The organism is Streptomyces sp. NPDC019937, from assembly GCF_040631655.1.
Taxonomy (GTDB): Bacteria; Actinomycetota; Actinomycetes; order Streptomycetales; family Streptomycetaceae; genus Streptomyces.
Map to the genome: position 1 here is coordinate 37,099 of NZ_JBEYAL010000033.1, position 20,326 is coordinate 57,424.

The window sequence follows — 20,326 nt, forward strand, 5'->3', positions numbered from 1 at the left end:
CCCGGAGGCCCCGCACCCGGCACCCCCAGCGCGCCCGGACCTATCCGCCGAAGGCGCCCCGGTGGTCCGCCACCCACTCCGCGAACGTCCGAGCCGGGCGGCCCGTGATGCGCTCGACCTCCGGGGAGATCACCTGCGGCCGGTCCACGCAGCCCGCGAACACCCGCAGCAGCGAATCCGCGATCTCCGGCGTCACGAACCCGCCGACCATCTTCTCGCGCGCCACCTCGTGCGGAATCTCCTCGTACCGCAGGGGCCGCCCGATGACCTCGCCGATGACGCGCACCTGGTCGGCGAAGGTCAGCGACTCCGGGCCGGTCAGCTCGGGCGTCCGGCCGACCAGGTCGTCGGCGAGGAGCGCACGGGCGGCGACGGCACCCATGTCGGCCTCGTGGATGGGCGCCATGTGCGCTCCGGCGTACGCGCCGTAGACCACGTCCCCGGCCTTGATCTGGTCCGCCCACTGGAAGGCGTTCACGGCGAAGGCACCCGGCCGGACATGGGTCCACTCCAGCCCGGTGCGCTCGACCTGGGCCTCCAGCTCGCGGTGCATGGCGCCGATCGGGTTGTCCTTCGGGTCGGTCTCCTCGAGGACGGAGGACGAGGAGAGCGTGACGATGCGCCGCACCCCGCTCTCCTTGGCCCGCTCCAGCAGCTTCTCCGCGCCCAGCTGCCACGCCACCGCGGCGTGGAGGAAGAGCCCGGTGGCACCCTCCAGCGGCAGGTCCTCGGTCCGGGCCCCGCTGACCCCGTCGGGGAAGCGGGTGGCCCCGGGGTCACGGGTGAGCGCGCGGACCTCCGCGCCCGCGGCGGCCAGCTCCTTCACCACATGCGCGCCGACGTTTCCGGTGGCTCCGGTTACCACGATCATGACGTGCCTCCCTGACTGTCCTCAAGCATCCTCGAAGCCAGATTCATCCAATCGGATGAAGTTGTCAAACATTTAGATGGAGCTAGTCTGGTCCGATCGAGCACGGAATCGAGCACGGAGCAGTGGCACGAGGAGTTGAAGGACATGGAGGGGACGCCGAAGAGGCCCCGCCGCGCCCCCGCACCCGAGGAGCGCAAGCTGTGCCCGGAGCGCTCCCGGCGGCTGCTGCTGGAGGCCGCGCGGGACGAGTTCGCGCAGAAGGGGTTCGCGGGCGCCCGGGTGCAGGACATCGCGGACCGGGCGGGCGTCAACAAGCAGCTGATCGCGTACCACTTCGGCGGCAAGGAGGGGCTGTACCGGGAGCTGGGCCGCGAGTGGCTGAAGCGCGAGGAGACCTTCAACGACCCCTCGATCCCGCTCGACGAGCTGGTCGAGCGCTATCTCCGGGAGGCCTTCGCCGATCCCCGGGCGACCCGGTTCAACGCCTGGTGCGGCCTGGACGACGCCGCGCCGGAGGAAGGCCCGGAGGACCTCTCCGACCTGCGGCGCCGCCAGGCGGCCGGCGAGATCGCGGAGGACATCGATCCCGCCATGGCGATGCTGCTGTACGTCAGTCTGGTCACGGCGCCGATCGCGCTGCCGCACGCCGTGCGGCAGTTCTTCGACGCCGATCCGGAGTCGCCGGAGTTCCGTGAGCACTACGCGGAGCAGTTGCGCAGGATCGTCCGCCACCTGGCGACCTGAGACGGAGCTACTCCGTCACCCCGTCGATCTGGAACGTCTGCACGGACTGCGCGGCGAACGGAACGCTCAGCCGCTTGCCGTCCAGCACCGTGTCCCGGCGCGCGGTGTACAGGTCGCCGCCGCCCGCCGTCTGCGTCGACCAGCGCGGCACCAGGCCGCCCGTACCGCCGGTGACCTGGCCGAACCGGGACAGGTCGAAGGTCATGGTCTGCGCGGCGCCGGGGTTGACGGCGACGAGCACGAGGCGGCGCGCGGCCGGATCGTACGCCGCGACCGCGTGGTCCGAACCGGTGGCCAGGACGCGCATGCCGGGGCGGATGTGCCGGGTGAACTGGGCCAGGACGTAGTACTTGGTCTGCACGGCGCCGGGCTGCGCGGTGTTCGGGTCGTAGTGGATGAGCGCCCAGCCCGCGCTGGGGTCCATGACCTGCCAGTAGCACCAGGCGGTCGGGTGCAGCCAGCGGAAGTCCAGGCAGAGGTTGGTGGCGAGGGTGAGGCCCGTGCCGTCCTTGTCGCCGGTCTCGGAGTTCCACAGCTTCTTGCCCGCGGCGCGCACATCCGCGTACAGCAGGTCGCGGCGGCCGCCCGAGCCCTGGTAGCCGTGCACGTTGACCTGGTCGACGAGGGCGCGGGTCGCGGTGTCGAAGGAGCCCCAGGTGGTGCGGGCCAGGTCGTAGCTGGTCTCGTCCGAGGCCGAGATGCGGGCCCCGGTCAGGCCGCGGCTGTCCAGCTCGGTGCGGAGGTGACCGAGGACGGTGCGCTGCACCGCCGCGTCGATGTGGCAGCCCTCCTGGGTGCCGTCCGCCTTCCACCACGCGGAGGACGGTTCGTTGAACGGCTCGACGGTGGCGAAGCGGACGCCCCAGTGGTCCTGGGCGTAGCGGGCGGTGGTGGCGAGGTAGACGGCGAACTGCCGGTAGTTCCAGGACTGGAGGTTGTTGCCGCCGTCCGCCGCGCCGGAGGGGTTGTGGTTGAGACACATCCACCACATGGGTGAATTGGAGAACAGCTCGGTGATGGCGCCGCGCTGCACGGCCTTGGTGAGCGCCGCGCGCTGGACCGCGTCGGAGGTCCAGCGCCAGGCGGAGGAGGCGGGGTCCTCGCTGGACCAGTCGTGCCAGTAGCCCTCGATCTGCTTGAACCGGGGGATGTTGGGCGAGACGGCCATGGACTGGCCGCCCACGCCGGTCCACGCGCAGCCGCCGAGGTTGTAGCGGGCGATGTTCAGCCCGAGGCCGGGGAGGGTGGTACCGGCGTACGGGGTGTTCCTGGTGGTGAAGAAGAGGTCGGCGAAGTCGTCCCGCTGCCCGAACAGGTTGGCCCACCAGGCGAGCGAGGTGCCCCAGCCCTCCCAGCCACCGTAATCGGTGCCCGGGTCGATGGTGACCGCCTCGTCGGCGTGGGCCGTGCCGGTGGTGAGTGCGGTGCCGAGCAGGGTTGCGCTTGCCGCGGTGAGGAGCGTTCTTCGTCGCACCATGTGTCCCTTCTGCCGCTTGGGCCCCCGTGGGGTGAAGCGTCGGGCGCAGAGAGGGAGTTGTCGAGAGGTATGACAGCGCTTTCTGCCTTTGCGCGCCAGGACGGATAAATCGGTTGCTCGCGCCCGGCCAACGCGCTCAGGATGTCCGGCGGCATCCGCCAACACCACTACCGGCACGACAGGAGCATGCGATGCGCCGATTCCTCGGAACGACTCAGCGCCCCCATCGGACGACCGTCTTCGAGGACATCACCACGCATGCACCAGACCATCAACATCGGCGTGCTCGCCCATGTCGACGCCGGTAAGACCAGCCTCACCGAGCGGCTGCTGTTCGACGCGGGCGTCATCGACCGCCTCGGCAGCGTCGACTCCGGGGACACCCAGACCGACACGGGCGCCATCGAGCGGGAGCGCGGTATCACCGTACGGTCGGCCGTCGCCTCCTTCACCGCCGGTGACATCCAGGTCAACCTGATCGACACCCCCGGCCACTCCGACTTCATCGCCGAGGTCGAGCGGGCCCTCGGCGTGCTGGACGGGGCCGTGCTCGTGCTGTCCGCCGTCGAGGGCGTCCAGGCACAGACCCGGGTGCTGATGAAGACACTGCGGCGGCTGCGGCTGCCGCTGCTGCTGTTCGTCAACAAGATCGATCGGGCGGGCGCCCGGCACGCGGAGCTGCTGGCCGACATCCGGCGGCTGCTGGCGCCGCACATCGTGGCCATGACGGACGTACGGGACCTGGGCACGCGGGCCGCGCGCACCCGGCCGCGGCCGCTCGACGACATCGGCGTACGCACCGAGATGGCCGAGGCGCTGGCGGAGACGGACGACGCGCTGCTCGCCCGGCTCGTGGACGGCCCGCTCCCCTCCCCCGCCGAGGTGCGCGCGGCACTGGCCGCGGGGACGGCGGACGGGCGGGCGCACCCGGTGTACTTCGGTTCGGCGCTGAGCGGGGAGGGGGTCGCGGCCCTCGTCGAGGGCGTCGTACGGTACGTCCCGCCCAGCCCCGGGGTCGGGGACGGTACGGAGCCCCGGGGCACCGTCTTCGCCGTCGAGCGGACGGCGGGCTCGGCCATGAAGACCGCGTATCTGCGGCTGTTCTCCGGCGAGCTGACCACACGGCAGCACCTCACCCTGCACCGGCCGGGCGCCCGGCACAGCGGGCGGATCACCTCGCTGGAGGTGGTGGGACGGGGCGGGGCGCGGGTGCTGACCGCCGGGGACATCGCGCGGATCAGGGGGCTGCCCGAGGTCCGCGTCGGCGACCGGCTCGGGGAGTTCCACGACGAGGACGGACAGCCGCGTTTCGCCGCGCCCACCCTCCACACCCTCGTCCACGCCCGCGAACCCGGCCCCGCGGCCGCCGCCCGGCTGCACACCGCGCTGCTGGCCCTGGCCGACCAGGATCCACTGATCCACGCCCGGGCGATGCCCGGCGGCGCCACCTCGGTGCTGCTGTACGGCGAGGTCCAGAAGCAGATCATCGCGGCGACGCTCGTCCAGGACTACGGCATCGAGGCCGACTTCGAGCCGAGCCGCCCGGTCCTGGTGGAGCGGCCGGTGGGGGTCGGCGAGGCGTGCTACGAGATGGCGCGGCGCGGCCATACGGGGCCGTGGGCGACGGTCGGGCTGCGCGTCGAGCCCGCCGCGACCGGGTCCGGGGTCGGTTTCGGCTACGAGACGGAACTGGGCGCCCTGCCGCGCGCGTTCCACACCGCGATCGAGCAGACCGTGCACGACACGCTGCGCGAGGGGCCGCGCGGGCGGGCGGTCACGGACTGCCGGGCCACCCTGATCCGTTCGGGCTTCGACGCCCCCGTCAGCACCGCCGCCGACTTCCGGGGCGTCACCCGGGGGGTGCTGGGGGCGGCCCTGGAGCGGGCGGGGTGGCGGGTGTACGAGCCGTATCACGCCTTCGAGCTGGAGATTCCGTCCGATGTGCTGGCGCAGGTCACCGCCCGGCTCGCCGCGGTCGGGGCGGACCTCGCGGAGAGCGCGGGCGGTGGGTCGGGGTGGCTGCTGACGGGGGAGATTCCGGTGCGGTCGGTGCACGCGTTCGAGCACGCGCTGCCGGGTCTTTCGCGGGGCGAGGGGGTCTGGGTGTCCCGCCCGTCCGGCGACCGGCCGCTCCCCGGCGGCGCCACGGATCAGATGCCGGGCCCGGCGACGCGGGCATAGGTCACGGCGTTGCTCGTGCCGCCTTCCGTGGTCACGGTGACGTTGACCGCCCCGGCCGACCCAGCCGGGGCGGTCGCCGTCACCCAGTTGTCCGACACGACCGTGAACGCGGCGAGCGTGGAGCCGAAATGGACCGCGCTCGCCGTGGTCAGGCCGGTGCCGAACAGGGTGACCGTGTTGCCGCCGCCCAGCGGGCCCTGGCCGGGGACCGCGCTGGTGAGGGTGGGGACGGCGACGTAGAGGTAGGTGACGCCGTTGCTGGTGCCGCCCGGCGTGGTCACCGTCACCTGCACGGGCCCGGCGGCCCCCGGCGGCGCCACCGCGTTGATCTGGATGTCGGAGACGACCGTGAAGGACGTGGCGGCGACGGTGCCGAACTTGACGGCCGTCGCGCCGAGCAGGTTCGTCCCGGTGAGGGTGACGGGAGTGCCGCCGGAGGTCGGGCCCTGGCCGGGGGTGACGGCGCCGAGGGTGGGCAGGCCGACGTAGAAGTACGTCACGCCGTTGCTCGCACCGCCCGGGCCGGTCACGATGATCTGCACCGGACCGGCGGCCCCCGGCGGCGCCACCGCCGTGATCTGCGTGGACGACACCACCGTGAACGAGACCGCGGGCACCGAACCGAAGCGGACCGCCGTGGCCCCGGTGAAGCCGCTGCCGGTCAGCGTCACCGTGGTGCCGCCGCTCACCGGCCCCTGCGCGGGCGAGACACCGCTCAGCACCGGACCGGCGACGTACGTATAGGTGACGCCGTTGCTCGTACCGCCCGGGCCGGTCACCGTGATCGGCACCGGACCGGCGGCCCCCGGCGGCGCCACCGCCGTGATCTGCGTCGGCGACACCACCGTGAACGACGACGCGTTCGTGGAACCGAAGCGGACCGCCGTGGCGCCGGTGAAGCCGCTGCCGGTCAGCGTCACCGTGGTGCCCCCGGCGGCCGGGCCCTGCGCGGGCGAGGCACCGCTCAGCACGGGGGCGGGGGCGGACACGTAGCTGAAGCCCACCCCGTTGCTCGTGCCGCCCGGCGTGGTCACCGTGACCAGCACAGTGCCGGTGCCCGCCGGGGTGGTGGCGGTGATCTGGCTGGCGGACACGACGGTGAAGGCCGGGGCGAGGGCGGTTCCGAAGCGGACCGCCGTCGCCTGGTTGAGGTTGGTGCCGGTGATGGTCACGACGGTCCCGCCCCCGGGTGCTCCGGAGGCGGGACTGACGGAGCTGATCACCGGAGGGGACGCCGCCGTGACCGCGGGCGCGGCGGTTGCCCTGGAACCCGTCTCCGGGCCTGCGGCGTGAGGGATGCTCAACGTGCTGCTCCTTCCGGCGGAACGTCCCAGGGGTGATCAGATACCGGGTGAGGCGAGGTACTGGAAGGGGGTCGGGGCGGTCGCGGAGCCCGCCTGGTTGGTGACGGTGATGTCGGCGGGGCCGGGCGCCCCGTCCGCCGTGGGCGGCGAGACCGCCGACAAGGTGGTGGAGTTGATGACGCTGAACGGCGCCGCGATGCCGCCGAAGGTGACCGACTGCGTGGTGTCCAGGTTGGTGCCGGTGATGGTCACCGCGGTGCCACCGGAGGCCGGGCCGGAGGTGGGCGCGAAGCCGGAGACGGTGGGCACGTCCACATAGGTGTAGGACAGGCCGTTGTTGGTGCCGCCCGCGGTGGTGACGCTGACGCCGACGGACCCGGCCGCGGCACCCGCGGGCACGGTGACGCTGATGCTGCTGTCGGAGGTGACGGTGGGCGTGGCGGTGGTGCCGCCGAAGGACACGGAGTTGGCCGTCGACAGACCGGTGCCGGTGATGGTGATGGTGTTGCCGCCCGCGAGCGGCCCCGACGAGGCGCTGAGGCCGGACTTGAAGGGCGCGCCGACGTAGTAGAACGTCAGCGGGTTGCTGGTGCCGCCCGGCGTGGTCACGGTCACCGGGACCGCACCGGTGCCGGAGGGGGAGATCACGGTGACCGAGGTGGGCGTGTTGGCCGTGATGGTGGCGTTCTTGCTGCCGAACTTCACGGCGGAGGCGTTGGCGAGGTTCGTACCGGTGATGGTGACCACGGTGCCACCGCCGGTCGACCCCTGGTTCGGAGAGATGGGCATGGCGTTTACTCCCTGCTGAAGACTGAGCGGGCCCGGAGGTCCGAAGGCGGCTCAGAGGACGGAAAGGGAAGGGAAGGGCTGGAGAGACGGGCCGGGCGGGTCGGACCCGCTCGCGCTCGCAGGAGAATGCGATGTGCGCCGGCCGGGTCGTTGGGGACGCCCGCCCGGCCCCCTCGCGCGGTACGCCTGGCGCCCGGGACCGGCGAGGGTGCGGGGGCCGGTCCACCGGGAACGCCGGCGGAGGCCATACCGCACGTTTTCAGTAATCCATCGGAATGAGTCCGCCCACAAGAAGTGGGACGTGGCATCACTCGAATGGCGGGGCGTGCGACCGCCAGCGGCCCTCGCGGCCCTCGCGCCGGGCCCGTGGTGACCGCGCGGGAGCGCGTACGGCCGGGCCTTTCGCCGCCCACTCATCCTTTCCCGTGACCCATCGGACGAAGGGGTCACTTCCGCACCCGGCGGGCGTATCCTCTTGCCACATGGGGGCGGACATGAACATTCCCGTCAAGGAGTCCTCCGCCGGGGGGCGTTGGCGGGTTCGGATCCGCGGCATGACCGGCGAGATCCTGGGCGCGGGGATCCTTCTGGGCGGCGACACCGTGCTGACGTGCGCCCATGTCATCCCGGACGACGGGCGGCCGGTGCCCGCCTCACAGGTCCTCGTCGACCTGGTGCAGGTGCCCGACGCCGCCCCCGTGACCGCGCGGGTCGCCCCGGGCTGCTGGGTGCCCCGGCGCTCCGACGGATGCGGTGACATCGCGCTGCTCACGCTGGACCGCCCGCAGCCCGCCGAGCACGCCGCGCCCCTGTACCGGCTGTCGCCGGAGCCGCTGGGGCAGGTCCGGAACCTGGGCTTCCCCAGACACAACGACGACGGGACGTGGTTCTACGCGAAGATCGCGGGCGCCGTCGGCCCGCGCGCGGAGTGGCTGGAGCTGATCCCGGACTCCCCCGGGGACGTGGTGCGGCGCGGATGCAGCGGCGCCGGGGTGGAGGACCTGAAGACCGGCCATGTCATCGGGATGATCGTCAACCGCTACGACGACGCCCCCGACATCCCCGCCGACGAGCGCCGGCTGCGCTCGAACATGATCCACATCGAGACGATCCTGCGTCACCTCCCGCTGCTCCGCGACGCCGTGGGCGGCGACCGGGTCGTCGACGCGCGGCTCGTCTCCCGGCTCGGCTCCGGCGAACGGGAGGTGCTGGACATCCCGTTCGCGCAGCGGCTCGCCCTGTGGCTGCGCCGCGAGTCCCTGGCCGGGCGGCGCGCGGGCGTCGCGGACGTGGAGACCGTCGTCATCGCGCACGACGACAGCGGCCGCTACGAGGCGCTCAGCCGCGCCGTGACCCTCGCCGACCGCGAGCTGTCCGGGGGCGGCGACGACGAGGCGGTGTCCGCCGCGCCGCACGGCACCGTGCCGCCGCTGGGCAGCGTGGACCTGGCCATCGACGTCACCGGCCGCACCGAGACCGAGGTGGCCCTCCGGGTGGCCGACCGGATGGATGCGCGCTCGCCCGGCGACACCTCCCCGCTCAGCCGGATCCGGGCCAACGCCGTACCGCTGACCATCGTGGCCGTGGGCCTCGACCGGGCGAGCGACCCGGAGGCGCTGATCGGCTTCATGAAGCTCCTCGCCGACCTGGGCGCCCGGCTGATGCTGGTCTTCCGCGATCCGCACGCGCCCGGGCTGCGGCTGGCCGAGGAGCTGTTCCGCCCCGAGCCGGAGCGGATCGACGCCTGGCTGGACGAGCTGGCCGCCCGGGTCGCCGAGGCCACCGGACTGGAGCGGGAGGCCACCGGGGCCGGGGCGCGCGCGTTATCCGATCCGGCGGAGGCCCCGGCGCTGCGCATCAACCTGACCCGGCTGCGCGGCGACCCCGAGCTGCGCACCCATCACATCGTCGCCAAGCTGGCCGCGTTCGAGCACGCCGTACGGGCGGTACGGGAGCGGGCCGAGGCGGCGCTGCGCACGGCCGACGCCCGGCGCGACGAGGTCAAGGAGCTGAAGGGGCTGCTCAACGCGTACGCGGCGCTGCTCGGGGCGAAGGCCGCGTCGGAGCGCCGGGAGCTGTTCCCGCTCCAGCGCGCCGCCCACCGCGAGCTGACCGCGGTGCCCTGCGACGTGGCGGCCGCGCGGCGCGCCGTCGACCGCTTCGTCCAGGCCGTGCACGGGCCGCCGCACCCGCGGCCGGAGGGGGAGGCGCCATGACGACGGCCGGTGCGGTGTGTGCCCGCGCGGACTGCCCCGGCGGGGGCCGCGGCCGGATCAACGACCGCGGCTTCTGCGCCGAGTGCGGCCGCAGACCCCGGCCCGCCGCCCCCACCGCCCCTGAGACCACCGGCACCGGGCCCCGCACCGGAAACGGCAGCCTGCGCTCCGGGCCGACCACGGCCACCGACCGCGCCCGCCGCCGCGACGCGGCGCGGAAGTTCACCCTGGGCCCCGCCGGGGACGATCTGCTGGACCTGCCGCGGGTCGAACTGCCCTCCCTCACCGACCTCGTGCTCGACGATCCGCGTCCCCCCTCCCGTGGCCAGATCTGCGGCCGACCGGGCTGCGAGGAGACCGTGGGCGCGCCGTACAACGGAGAGCCCGCGCTGTCGGCGGGCTTCTGCCCCCGCTGCCGCCACCCGTTCGACTTCACCCCGCGGCTGCGCCCGGGGGATCTGCTGGGCGACCAGTACCGGGTGGTCGGCTGTGTCGCGTACGGCGGGCTCGGCTGGGTCTATCTCGCCGAGGACACCCAGCTGGAGCGGCAGCCCGTCGCCATCAAGGGCCTGATCAACAACGAGGACGAGGCGGCGCTGCGGGCGGCGGTCGAGGAGCGCCGCTATCTGACGATGCTCGACCACCCCGGCATCGTCCGCATCATCAACTACGTCACCCAGCCCGAGCCCGGCAGCGACCGGCTCACCGGCTACATCGTGATGGAGTTCGTCGGCGGCATGACGCTCGCCCAGATACGGGACTGCATCGCGGACGCGACGCCGCCGTACGACGGGCCCCGGCTGTACGAGCACATCCTGGCGTACGGCTGTCTCATGCTGCGCGCGGTCGGCTATCTGCACGGCGAGCGGCTGCTGTACTGCGACCTCAAGCCGAGCAACGTGATGCACTACGAGAGCCGGGTCAAGGTGATCGACCTGGGCGCGGTCCGCCGGCTCGGGCAGCGGGGCGGCGATCCGCCCGTGATCACCAAGAAGTTCGCCTCCCCCGAGTCGCGGCGGGGCGGCCTCCTCACCGAGCGCCACGATCTGTACGGCGTCGGCGCGACCCTGCGGGCGCTGTCCGAGGAGGCGCGGCTGCCCGCCCAGGCGCCGCCGGGGCTGGGCGCCGAGTCGTACCGGCGGGTGCTGGCCCGCGCCACCGCCCACGATCCGCTGCGGCGGTTCGGGTCGGCGGGCGAGATGTCCGAGCAGCTGTGGGGCGTGCTCCGGGAGATCCACGCGCTGCGGCTGCGGGAGGAACAGCCCCAGCCGTCCACGCTGTTCGCCCCGACCGCCGCGCTGCTGGACGCCGGGCTCGGCCGGATCCCGGGACTCGAGCACTGGCTGGACGCCGATCCGGGCCGGGTCCTCGCCCACGGGCTGCCGTCCCCGGAGCGGGTGCCGCCGGGGCTGCCGGTGCCGTTCCCGGACGCGGCGGACCCGGGCGCCGCCCTGCTCAACACCCCGACCGACAGCAGTCCGCGGCGGCTGATCGAGCAGCTGGGCGCGTTCCCGTACCCCTCGGCCGAGATCCGCTTCCGCATCTGCCGCGCCTATCTGGAGCTGGGGACGCTGGACCGGGCGGAGACCGAGCTGACGGCCGCCGAGGAGATCATCGGCGGCGGCGCCGCGTACGACTGGCGGCCCGCCTGGCACCGCGCCCTGCTGCGGCTCGCGGGCGGCGCGGTGACCGACGCGCGGGGCGCGTTCGACGAGGTGTACAGCGCGCTGCCCGGTGAGTACGCGCCCAAGCTGGCGCTGGGCTACTGCGCCGAGCACCTGGGCGACCACGAGGCCGCCAAGCGGTTCTACGAGGCGGTGTGGGAGCGCAACCACTCCCAGGGCAGCGCCGCCTTCGGGCTGGCCCGGCTGCGGCTCGCCGCCGGGGACCGGGGCGGGGCGGTCGCCGTCCTCGACGGGGTGCCGAAGGTCTCGCGCCACTACGACGCCGCCCGGATCGCGGCCGTCCGGGTGCTCGCCGGGCGGCTCGGCCCCCAGCCGGGCGGGCAGCCCACCGGTGAGGACCTGGTGGAGGTGCTGACCCGGCTGCCGCGGCTGTATCTGGACGACGGGCGCGCCCAGGGGCAGGCGCGGGACCGGCTCACCGCGGAGGTGCTGGAGGCCGCGCTGGACTGGACGCTGCGCCCGGCGGCCCCGGGCGATCCGGCCGACCCCGGGCTGCTGTTCGGCGAGGGGGACGACGAGCTGTCGGTGCGGTCGCGGCTCGAAGCGGTGCTGCGCGATCTCGCCCGGCAGGCCGACACCCCGGAGGCCCTGGGGGTGCTGGTCGACCGCGCCAACGCCATCCGGCCCATGACCGGCGTCTGACAGGGGGATCACATGAGCCAGGACCAGGACGGGCTGCACGGGGGCGGGAACGGGGACCGCGAGGGCGACCGCCCCGGCATCAGCTTGCGCGTGCACCAGAACAAGTACCTCCCGGCCGCCGGGGGCCGCGCCGAGATGCACGCCGTCATCAGCGTCGAGGCGAAGGGGCTGGGCCCGGCCGCGGCCCGCACCGCCGCCTCCGAGGTCATCGTCATCGACTGCTCCGGATCGATGGGCTGGCCCCCGACGAAGATCGCGGCGGCCCGCCGGGCGACCGCGACCGCCGTCGGCGTGCTCCGCGACGGCACCCACTTCGCGATCATCGAGGGCACCGAACAGGCACAGGTCGTCTATCCGTTCACAGGCGACATGGCCGTCGCGGGCCCCGACACCAGGGCCGCCGCCGCCCGCGTCGCGGCCCGGCTGCCCGCCATCGGCGGTACGGCCATGGGCGCCTGGCTGGACCTGGCCCGGCGGCTGCACCTCAGCCGCCCCGCCGCGATCCGGCACACCCTGCTGCTCACCGACGGCCGCAACGAGCACGACGCGGCCGGATACCTGGACAAGGTGCTGGACGCCTGCGCCCCGCACTTCACCTGCGACGCGCGCGGCATCGGCGACGGCTGGGACGCCACCGAGCTGAAGGAGATCGTGCGCAGACTGCACGGCCGCGCCGACGCCGTGCTCGACGACTCCGCGCTGGCCGCCGAGTTCGCGGAGATGACCCGCGCCTCCATGGCCAAGGCGCTGGCCGGGGTGCGGATCCGGGTCCGTACCCGGGCGGGCGGCCGGATCGGCTTCGTGAAGCAGGTGCACCCCACCCGGGCCGACCTCACCGACGAGGGCACCCGGCCCGACGCGCGCACCTGGGAGTGCGGCACCGGCGCCTGGGGCGACGAGTCCCGCGAGTTCCATCTGTGCGTCCTCGCCGACCCCCAGGGCGATCCGGTGGGCGAGGACGTCGAACTGGCCACCGTCGACCTCCTGCTGGACGGCGATACGGAGCTTGTGCCGCCCGCCGCGCAGTCCGTGCTCGTCCAATGGACCGACGACCTGCTGCTGTCCTCCCGCGTCGACCCCCGTCTCGCGCACTACGGCGCCGACTCCGACCTCGGCCTCGCCATCACCGCGGGCTGCGACGCGTACGAGGCGGGCGACCGCGAGGAGGCCCGGCGGCAGTGGGGGCAGGCCGTCCGGCTCGCGCACGGACTGGGCAGCGCCAAGATGCTGGAGCGGCTGCGCGGGCTGGTCCACATCGTCGACGCCGCCACCGGCGAGGTGCGGATCCGGGAGCCCATCCGGCCGCTGGACCTCAACTCGGCGATGATCGTCACCGAGGAGAGCGTCCGCTTCACCGGCGCCGCCCTCACCCCGGCCCCCACCGGACCGGACGTGATCTGCCCCAACCCGTCCTGCCGCCGCACCGCGCCCGCCACCGCCGCGTACTGCCAGAAGTGCGACACCCCGCTGCGACCGGAGGAGGGGTCATGAGCGGCACCCGGGCCTTCCTCGTCCGGCGGCTGACCGCGCTGCTCGCCGTCACGGGGGTGGCGGTGACCACGCTGTTCGCCGCGTACTACGGCGTCAGCCGCAACTGCGCGGCGGTCAGCGACCGGTCGACCCCCGCGATCCTGCAGGTGGCCGCCGCGATCGACGCCCTCCACGCCTCCAACGACAAGGCCAAGCGGAGCCTCACCGGCCCCACCACCGACGTCGAGGGGCTCGGCGAGGACTACCGCAACGAACTCTCCACGGCCAACCAGAGCCTCGCCCAGGCCGTCAAGAGCACCACCGGCGGCAAGGAGGCCCGTCAGTCGCTGCTCACCATCACCGGGCTGGTCTCCTCGTACAGCGACCTCGTCGAGCAGGCGTATGTGAACCGCGACAACGACGATCTGCGCGACGCCTATCTGAGCTACGCCACGGCCATGCTCACCCGGGACGACGACGGCATCCTGGCCCGGCTGGGCATCGTGCAGAAGGGGCAGCAGAAGGTGCTGCGGACGCAGACCTCGTTCGGCGGGCTGCTGACGTTCGCCTGGTGGGTGCTGGTGCCCGCGCTGTTCCTCACCCTCGCGGTGCTGCTCGTCCTCACCCAGCGGTATCTGCGGCACCGTTTCCGCCGGCTGGTCAACCCCTGGCTGATCGCGGCGACCGCGCTGCTGATCGCGGTGGTGCCGCTGGCCGCCTTCGCGTACCAGACCCAGGAGCGGCTGGCCTCGGCGGGGCGCGCGCTGCACCGGACGGACATCGGCTCCAGCGGCGGCGAGACCGCCAAGAAGGTGGCGGCGACCATGCGGGGCACCCACTGGCGGGCCGGGGCCGGGGGCTGGATCCCCCTGGGCGGAGCGACCCTCGCCGCGCTGATCCTCATCGGGCTCCAGCCGCGCATCAACGAGTACAGGTTCCAGCCGCGATGAGCGCCCGGACGAGCCCCCGCGGCAGCTCCTGGAGCGTGAGCGCGGCGATCCTCGGGCTGTGGCTGGTGGTGCTGACCGCGGTCGGTGTGGGCGACACCGGCGGACAGCGGTCGCACGGCAGCGTCAGCGTGCTGGCCACCTGGACCGGACGCGAGGGCACGGCCTTCCGCCAACTGCTCCGGTCGTTCACCCGGGACACCGGCATCCGGGTCGACTACCAGGGCACCACCGCGCTGCGCGAGGTGCTGTCCTCGGAGGTGAAGGCGGGCACCGCGCCCGACATCGCCGTCCTGCCCACCCCGGGCGAACTGGCCACCTACGCGGACGCCCTGCAGCCCCTGCAGAAGGTGCTTCCCGGGAAAACCCTCGCGGCCTACGACGGCCCGCTGTGGAAACCCGCGCCGCGCGGGGACAAGGCGATCTACGGGATCGCGGTCAAGACCGACCTGAAGAGCATCGTCTGGTACGACCGGGACCGCCACGACCCGAGCGAACTGCCCCTCCTCGCCGCCCGGGACGGCCAGTGGTGCGCCGGAATGGGCGGCGACGCGACCTCCGGATGGCCGGGCACCGACTGGGTCGAGGACATCCTGCTCCAGCAGCGGGGCAAGGCCGTCTACGAGGCGTGGGCGACCGGCCGCCTGGACTGGACGGACCCGCGCGTCAAGCAGGCGTGGCGGACCTGGGGCTCCCTGTTCGGGAAGGGCACGGCGCGCACCGCGCTGCTCACCGACTTCCGGGCCGCCGGCCGGAAGCTGTTCGCCGCACGGCCCCGGTGCGCGCTGGAGCACCAGGGCTCGTTCATCCGCGGCGACTACCCGATGAACCACCGCACCCACGCCGACTTCGACTTCTCCAGCGGGCTGATCCCCGACGCCGACCGGCGCACCACCGCCCGGGAGGTGTCCGCGGACTTCGCGGTGATGTTCCGCAAGACCTCACAGTCGCAACAGCTCCTGGCGTACCTCACCCATGCGGATCACCAGACGGCCTGGGTGCGGAAGACCCCGCGCGACGGGACCCCGCCGTTCTTCGCGAACAGCAAGGTCCCCCTCCGCGTGTGGAAGGACGGCGTGGCCCGGCGGATCGCCCGCACGCTCAGGGACTCCGGCTCCCTGTGCCTGGACGCGTCCGACGCCATGCCGACCCGGATGCGGCTGGCCTTCCAGCGCGCCGCGCTCGCCTACCTCAGCGATGTCGGCAAGGGCCCGGACGCGCTGCTGACCAGCCTGGAGAAGGTCCGCACCGATCTGCACCGGGAGCACGGACAGCCCTGGCTGCCGACCGTCTGCGGATGACGCGCCCTACGGGGCCATCTCCTCCGGGCAGGGCGTGCCGCGCGGCAGCTGGTACTTGCCCGCTATCCGGTACGTGCCGGGGCGCGGGGCGTGCAGCACGGTCCACTCGTCCTGCGGCTGTCCCGCCTCGGCGTCCTCGACCTCCTTGGTCAGACAGCCCTGGCGGTTGACCGGCAGCTCATCGCGCCGGTCGGCCTTCGGCGCGTGGACGCTGCGGCCCTTGGAGTCGACCAGGCCCAGCCACGGCGAGTACGGGATGCGGATCAGGACCGGTCCGCGCTCCCGCACCTTCAGCACCAGCTGGTCGGCGTCCGCCCGCTCCACGGTGGCCGGCGGGTCGGCGAGCTGCGTGGGGTCCTTGACCTCGTACAGCTTCCAGTTGGCGTCCGACCACACCTGCCGCAGATACGGCAGCTTGCTGTCCAGCAGCAGCCGGGACTCCTTCTCGGCGCCCTGGTCCGGGTTGTCGGCGGGCAGCACCACGAAGTGCACCGCCCAGCGCTTGAGCCAGTCGTGATAGGTCGTGGGGGTGAGGGTGTCGTCGCCGTAGAAGATCGGGTTGCGGTCCAGGTCCCGCTGCCGGTTCCAGCCGCGCGCCAGGTTGACGTACGGGGCGAGCGCGGAGGACTCGCGGTGGCTGCGCACCGGCACCACCTCGACCCGGCCCCGCCCTGCGTCCACCCGCTTCAGCCGGTCGACCAGCGGCGCCAGCTCCCGCGCCCAGGCCGCCGAGGGGGTGGTGTGGATGACGTCGTCGCCGGTCTTGACCAGCTGCCACACCGTGATCGTCGAGAGCGCCAGCACCAGCGCGGTCCACCGCTGTCCGGGCCGCGTGGTGCGCCACTCGGCGCGGGCGGGCCGGATGCGGCGCTCGCTCAGCGCGGCGATCACCACCACCCCGCCGAAGATCATGCCCAGCCGGGAGATGTTGGTGCCGATCTGGGAGGGGATCAGCCAGGTGAGCACCACACCGAGCGAGTACAGCGCCGAGCCGACCCGCACCGTGCGCCAGTCGACCGGGGACAGCAGCCAGGCGGTGAGTCCGGCGACGAGCGGCAGCACCGCCGAGCCGAACGACATCGGCTGCTCACCGGAGAACGGGAACAGCCACGCGGACAGCGCGACCACCAGCGTCGGGGTGATGCCGAGCGCGTACGCGGCCGGGCGCCGCTTGGTCAGCCACAGCGCGGCCGCCACTATCCCCACGAACAGGCCCGCCACCGGGCTGGCCATGGTCGACACCCCGGACAGCAGCGCGGCCAGCAGGAACCGGCCGGTCCGGTGATGCCAGTGCCGGGACCGCCACCGCACCGGCCACGCGAAGATCACCGCCACCGCGGCGAGCCCGAACATGGCACCGAGCCCGAAGGTCACCCGGCCCGAGATCGCGTTGCAGACCAGCGCGAACGCGCCGTACAGGGTGGGCCACATCGGCCGCGCCACCGAGCGGCTGCGGACCAGCAGCAGGGCGAGCAGCCCGGCGGACAGCGTCCCGGCGATCACCATGGTCGACCGCACGCCGAGGACCGCCATCAGATACGGCGAGATGACGCTGTACGACACCGGGTGCATACCGCCGTACCAGGCCAGGTTGTACGCCGAGTCGGGATGCTGGAGCGCGAACTCCGCCCAGGCGTCCTGCGCGGCCAGATCGCCGCCGCTGTTGGCGAGCAGCGCCACCCACAGCAGATGCAGCACCGCGGCCGAGGCCAGCGCGGCGGGCACCGGGCGGCGCAGGGCGTACCAGGCGCGCCGGAACAAACCCGTCCGACCGGCCGCCTCACCTCCGCGGGCCGCCGCCGCGTGATCGTCCGGTGCGGTGGGCGAGCGCTGCGCGGGCAGGCGTATTCGCGCCGCGGTGCTCTCCTCCGAGCTCCCGTTCTTGTCGGCCCGTGTCGGATCCACGGTGGTCACTGCGGCTCTCCCCGTCTCCCCCGAGGTCTGCCCCTGTTCATCTTTTCAACCCCGCGCCGGTCCCCCACGGTTCGCCTTGGTCGGGGCGAGTCAGGGTCGTGGGCATCATGCGACGCTAGCACGCGAGGCGGTCCGTCAGCGGCTATGGACACCGGCGCGGCTCCCGCGCCGGTGCCCGAAGCCCAGGTCAGGTGATGCGGGTCAGCTTCGCCCCGAAGGACGGCTCGGACAAGTCGTCTTGCAGCGCCACCGGCGCCCTGACCTGACCGGGCCCGCTGCCCACGGTCACCTGGCCGACGACGGTGCCCGCCTTCGCCGAGTGCGGAATGGTTTTGCCGCCGTCACCGATCTCGATGTCGACGTTCAGCCCCGCCCAGCCGACCGCCTTCAGGTCCTTGGTGGCGACGACCGGGGTCGTCCCGCCGAGGCCGTCGTCCACCTGGCCGACGACATCGCCCTTCTTGATGACGGTCGCCGAGGTCAGGGCGTCCTGCACGGTGCTGATCAGCTTGTAGCTCTCCGTCTGGGCCAGCTGGAGGCTGGCGTCCAGCGTGGTGGGCGCGCGCTGCTCGAGCACGACGCCGAGGATCCGCTGCTTCTTGCCGTCGATCGTCCGCACCGCGCCCCACATCAGCGCGCCGCCGGCCGGGGTGGACGAACCGGTCTTGATGCCGATCACGCCCGGCTTCACCAGCAGATTGTTGTTGTTGTAGATCTTGCCGTCGAGACCGGGGATCTCGGTGTTCGGCGTCGCCACGACCTCGCGGAACGCGTCGGACTCCATCGCCGCCTTCGCCAGCTTGAGCTGGTCGGCCGCGGTGGACTTGGTGGACTCCTTGAGCCCACTGGGGTCCGTGTAGGTGGTGTTCTTCATGCCCAGGCTCTTGGCCGCGTCGTTCATCTTCTTGGTGAACGCGTCCAGCGACCCCGCGTCCCAGCGGGCCAGCAGCCGGGCGATGTTGTTGCTGGAGTTGATCAGCAGCAGCTGGAGCAGCTGGTGCTGGGTGAAGCTCTGCCCCTTCTTCACCGACGCCCGCGACTCGTCGGCGGACTCCGCCTCCTTGGCGGCCGTCGCGTCGATCTCGATGCGCGGGCCCTCGTCGTCACCCTTCAGCGGATGGTCCTTGAGCACCACGTAGGCGGTCATGACCTTGGTGACACTGGCGATCGGCACCGGCTTCTGCGCCCCCGACGTGCCCAGGCTGCCCACGCCCTGGACCTCGGCCGCGGACTGGCCCTCGCCCGGCCACGGCATGGCCAGCTTGTCGCCCTTGAAGGCGTACGACGCGTCGGACGTCAGCTTCAGCTCCGGGTCCGGCAGCGGCCGCACCGCCTGCGCGATCCCCAGCAGCACGACGAGCAGCAGCACCAGCGGCGTCCAGATCTTGACCCGCCGCACCGCCGTCCGGACCGGAGTCTCGGGTTTCGGCGGCTTGTTCGTCAGCTGCGCCAGCAGATCGAGCGGTGCGGGCTGCTTCCCGTCCGGCGTCTGCGGCGGCAGCGGCTGCTGCTTGGTGCGCTCGGTCTCCGGCAGCTCGCCCGGCTTCGCCGGTGCCGCCGTCTCCGGCTTCGCCGGTGCTTTCGCCTCTGCCTTCGGCTCGGTCTTCGGCTCTGCTTTCGCCTCGGTCTTCGGCTTCGCCTTCGCGGGGGCGGGATCGTCGGCGGAGCGCAGCGGTACGAACTTGCTGGTGCGCTCGTTCTCGCTCTCGGCCCGCTTCTTGGTGCCCTTGGCGTCGTCGCCGGGGAGCGCCTTGATGGCGGTGGTCGGCTGGTCGACGCCCTTCTTCTTCTCCGGGAGCACGCCGAACGCGGCGGTGGGCCGGTCGATGGGCTTGTCGTCCACCTTGGGCGCGCGGAAGACGGCGGTCTTCTGGTCGACGGACCGGCCGGCCGACGGCTTGTCGTCGCCGTCGTCCGACGCGGCCTTCGCGTCGCCCTCGTCCTCGTCCCCGTCGTCATCGGCCCACGCCGGACGCCGCCCACCGGAGGCGCGCTCGTCGTCGGCCTTGGCGGCCTTGGCGTCCTTGGCGTCCTTGGCGTCCTTGGCGTCCTTGGCGTCGGCGTCCTCGGCCTCGTCCTTGGCGCTGGAGGCGTCGTCCTTGCCGTCCTCATCGCCCGCGTCGTCATCGTCGGCGCCCGACGTCGCCTCAGCCGTCCCCTTGGCGTCGGAGGGTACGTCCGTCGTACGGAACACCGCGGTCTTCCGGTCGACCGGCGCCTCCGAAGGGGCATCGCCGGACGTGGCCTCTTCGGCGTCGTCGTCGCCCTTCGGCTCAGCGGGCACGTCCTTCGTACGGAGCGATGTCGTCCGCTGGTCGACCGGCGCGTCCGACGGCTTGCCCTCGTCCTCCGCCTTCGCGTCCGCGTCCGCGTCCGGATCGTCGGACCCGACCCGCTCCGACTTGTCCGTCTCACCGGATTCGCCGGATTCGTCAGACTTGCCCGCCGCATCCGACGAGGGCGCCTCGCCCTTGGGGCGGACCGGCGGCCCCGACTCGGCCTCCGCGTCGCCCGACTCCGCTTCCGCTTCGACCGATTCACTGCCTTCGCTTTCGCGAACACCAGGCGTATCGTCGCCACCCACAGCTTCCGGACGCTCCGATTCCGGTTCCGCGGGAGCCGGCTCGGACGCGCCCTCGGCGACGGCGACCGCCGAACGCCCGCCGTCGGCCTCCTCTTCACGGGAGGCCGTGAGCCGCGGATCGCGTGCTCCCCTGGCCGTCTCCCCCGACGACTTCTGCTGATCCGACTTGCCGGGGGACTCGCCCGCCACCGATGCCTCCTC

The 20,326-nt window shown here is 73.1% G+C and carries 14 protein-coding genes; 8 read left to right on the forward strand and 6 right to left on the reverse strand.

Annotated features, from left to right (window positions below):
* Positions 1–40: 40 nt before the first annotated feature.
* On the reverse strand, positions 41–871 hold the full coding sequence (locus ABZ562_RS29325; RefSeq protein WP_361485256.1) for an NAD(P)H-binding protein: 831 nt from the start codon (positions 869–871) through the stop codon (positions 41–43).
* 144 nt (positions 872–1,015) lie between these two features.
* Here ABZ562_RS29325 and ABZ562_RS29330 point away from each other — a divergent pair, with 144 nt between their 5' ends.
* Positions 1,016–1,615: a TetR family transcriptional regulator gene (locus ABZ562_RS29330; protein WP_361485258.1), complete on the forward strand. Its 600-nt coding sequence runs from the start codon at positions 1,016–1,018 to the stop codon at positions 1,613–1,615.
* A 7-nt stretch (positions 1,616–1,622) separates the two neighbouring features.
* Here the strand turns inward: ABZ562_RS29330 and ABZ562_RS29335 are convergent, their stop codons facing one another.
* Positions 1,623–3,092: a glycoside hydrolase gene (locus tag ABZ562_RS29335; protein ID WP_361485260.1), complete on the reverse strand. Its 1,470-nt coding sequence runs from the start codon at positions 3,090–3,092 to the stop codon at positions 1,623–1,625.
* A gap of 258 nt (positions 3,093–3,350) precedes the next feature.
* On the opposite strand from ABZ562_RS29335, the gene otr(A) reads away from it, so the two are divergent.
* Complete coding sequence (gene otr(A) / locus ABZ562_RS29340) at positions 3,351–5,273, forward strand: tetracycline resistance ribosomal protection protein Otr(A) (RefSeq protein WP_361485262.1); 1,923 nt, start codon at positions 3,351–3,353, stop codon at positions 5,271–5,273.
* Here otr(A) and ABZ562_RS29345 read toward each other — a convergent pair.
* The gene (locus ABZ562_RS29345; RefSeq protein WP_361485264.1) at positions 5,243–6,445 is read right to left on the reverse strand and encodes an IPT/TIG domain-containing protein; all 1,203 of its coding nucleotides are present in this window, start codon (positions 6,443–6,445) and stop codon (positions 5,243–5,245) included. The two genes, otr(A) and ABZ562_RS29345, sit on opposite strands and share 31 nt — an antisense overlap.
* On the opposite strand from ABZ562_RS29345, the gene ABZ562_RS29350 reads away from it, so the two are divergent.
* Entirely contained in the window at positions 6,438–6,566 is a 129-nt protein-coding gene (locus ABZ562_RS29350; RefSeq protein WP_361485266.1) for a hypothetical protein, read from the forward strand. The two genes, ABZ562_RS29345 and ABZ562_RS29350, sit on opposite strands and share 8 nt — an antisense overlap.
* 47 nt (positions 6,567–6,613) lie before the next feature.
* On the opposite strand, the gene ABZ562_RS29355 is transcribed toward ABZ562_RS29350, so the two are convergent.
* Positions 6,614–7,366, reverse strand: coding sequence for an IPT/TIG domain-containing protein (locus tag ABZ562_RS29355; protein WP_361485268.1), 753 nt, complete (start codon positions 7,364–7,366; stop codon positions 6,614–6,616).
* 554 nt (positions 7,367–7,920) lie between these two features.
* Between ABZ562_RS29355 and ABZ562_RS29360 the strand changes: the two genes are divergently transcribed.
* From ABZ562_RS29360 to ABZ562_RS29380, 5 genes are read left to right on the forward strand one after another with little or no spacing between them, the layout of a single operon-like run.
* Complete coding sequence (locus ABZ562_RS29360; RefSeq protein WP_361485270.1) at positions 7,921–9,582, forward strand: serine protease; 1,662 nt, start codon at positions 7,921–7,923, stop codon at positions 9,580–9,582.
* On the forward strand, positions 9,579–11,909 hold the full coding sequence (locus ABZ562_RS29365) for a tetratricopeptide repeat protein (RefSeq protein ID WP_361485272.1): 2,331 nt from the start codon (positions 9,579–9,581) through the stop codon (positions 11,907–11,909). Before ABZ562_RS29360 ends, ABZ562_RS29365 begins: the two co-directional genes overlap by 4 nt.
* Before the next feature lie 12 nt (positions 11,910–11,921).
* Complete coding sequence (locus ABZ562_RS29370; protein ID WP_361485274.1) at positions 11,922–13,400, forward strand: vWA domain-containing protein; 1,479 nt, start codon at positions 11,922–11,924, stop codon at positions 13,398–13,400.
* Positions 13,397–14,329, forward strand: a complete 933-nt coding sequence (locus tag ABZ562_RS29375; RefSeq protein ID WP_361485276.1) for a hypothetical protein — start codon at positions 13,397–13,399, stop codon at positions 14,327–14,329. Before ABZ562_RS29370 ends, ABZ562_RS29375 begins: the two co-directional genes overlap by 4 nt.
* Positions 14,326–15,627: an ABC transporter substrate-binding protein gene (locus tag ABZ562_RS29380; RefSeq protein ID WP_361485278.1), complete on the forward strand. Its 1,302-nt coding sequence runs from the start codon at positions 14,326–14,328 to the stop codon at positions 15,625–15,627. Before ABZ562_RS29375 ends, ABZ562_RS29380 begins: the two co-directional genes overlap by 4 nt.
* Positions 15,628–15,633: 6 nt before the next feature.
* On the opposite strand, the gene ABZ562_RS29385 is transcribed toward ABZ562_RS29380, so the two are convergent.
* Both ABZ562_RS29385 and ABZ562_RS29390 read right to left on the reverse strand, forming a co-directional pair.
* Entirely contained in the window at positions 15,634–17,541 is a 1,908-nt protein-coding gene (locus tag ABZ562_RS29385; RefSeq protein WP_361485280.1) for an MFS transporter, read from the reverse strand.
* A 187-nt stretch (positions 17,542–17,728) separates the two neighbouring features.
* Positions 17,729–20,314: a D-alanyl-D-alanine carboxypeptidase gene (locus ABZ562_RS29390; protein ID WP_361485282.1), complete on the reverse strand. Its 2,586-nt coding sequence runs from the start codon at positions 20,312–20,314 to the stop codon at positions 17,729–17,731.
* Positions 20,315–20,326: the final 12 nt, after the last annotated feature.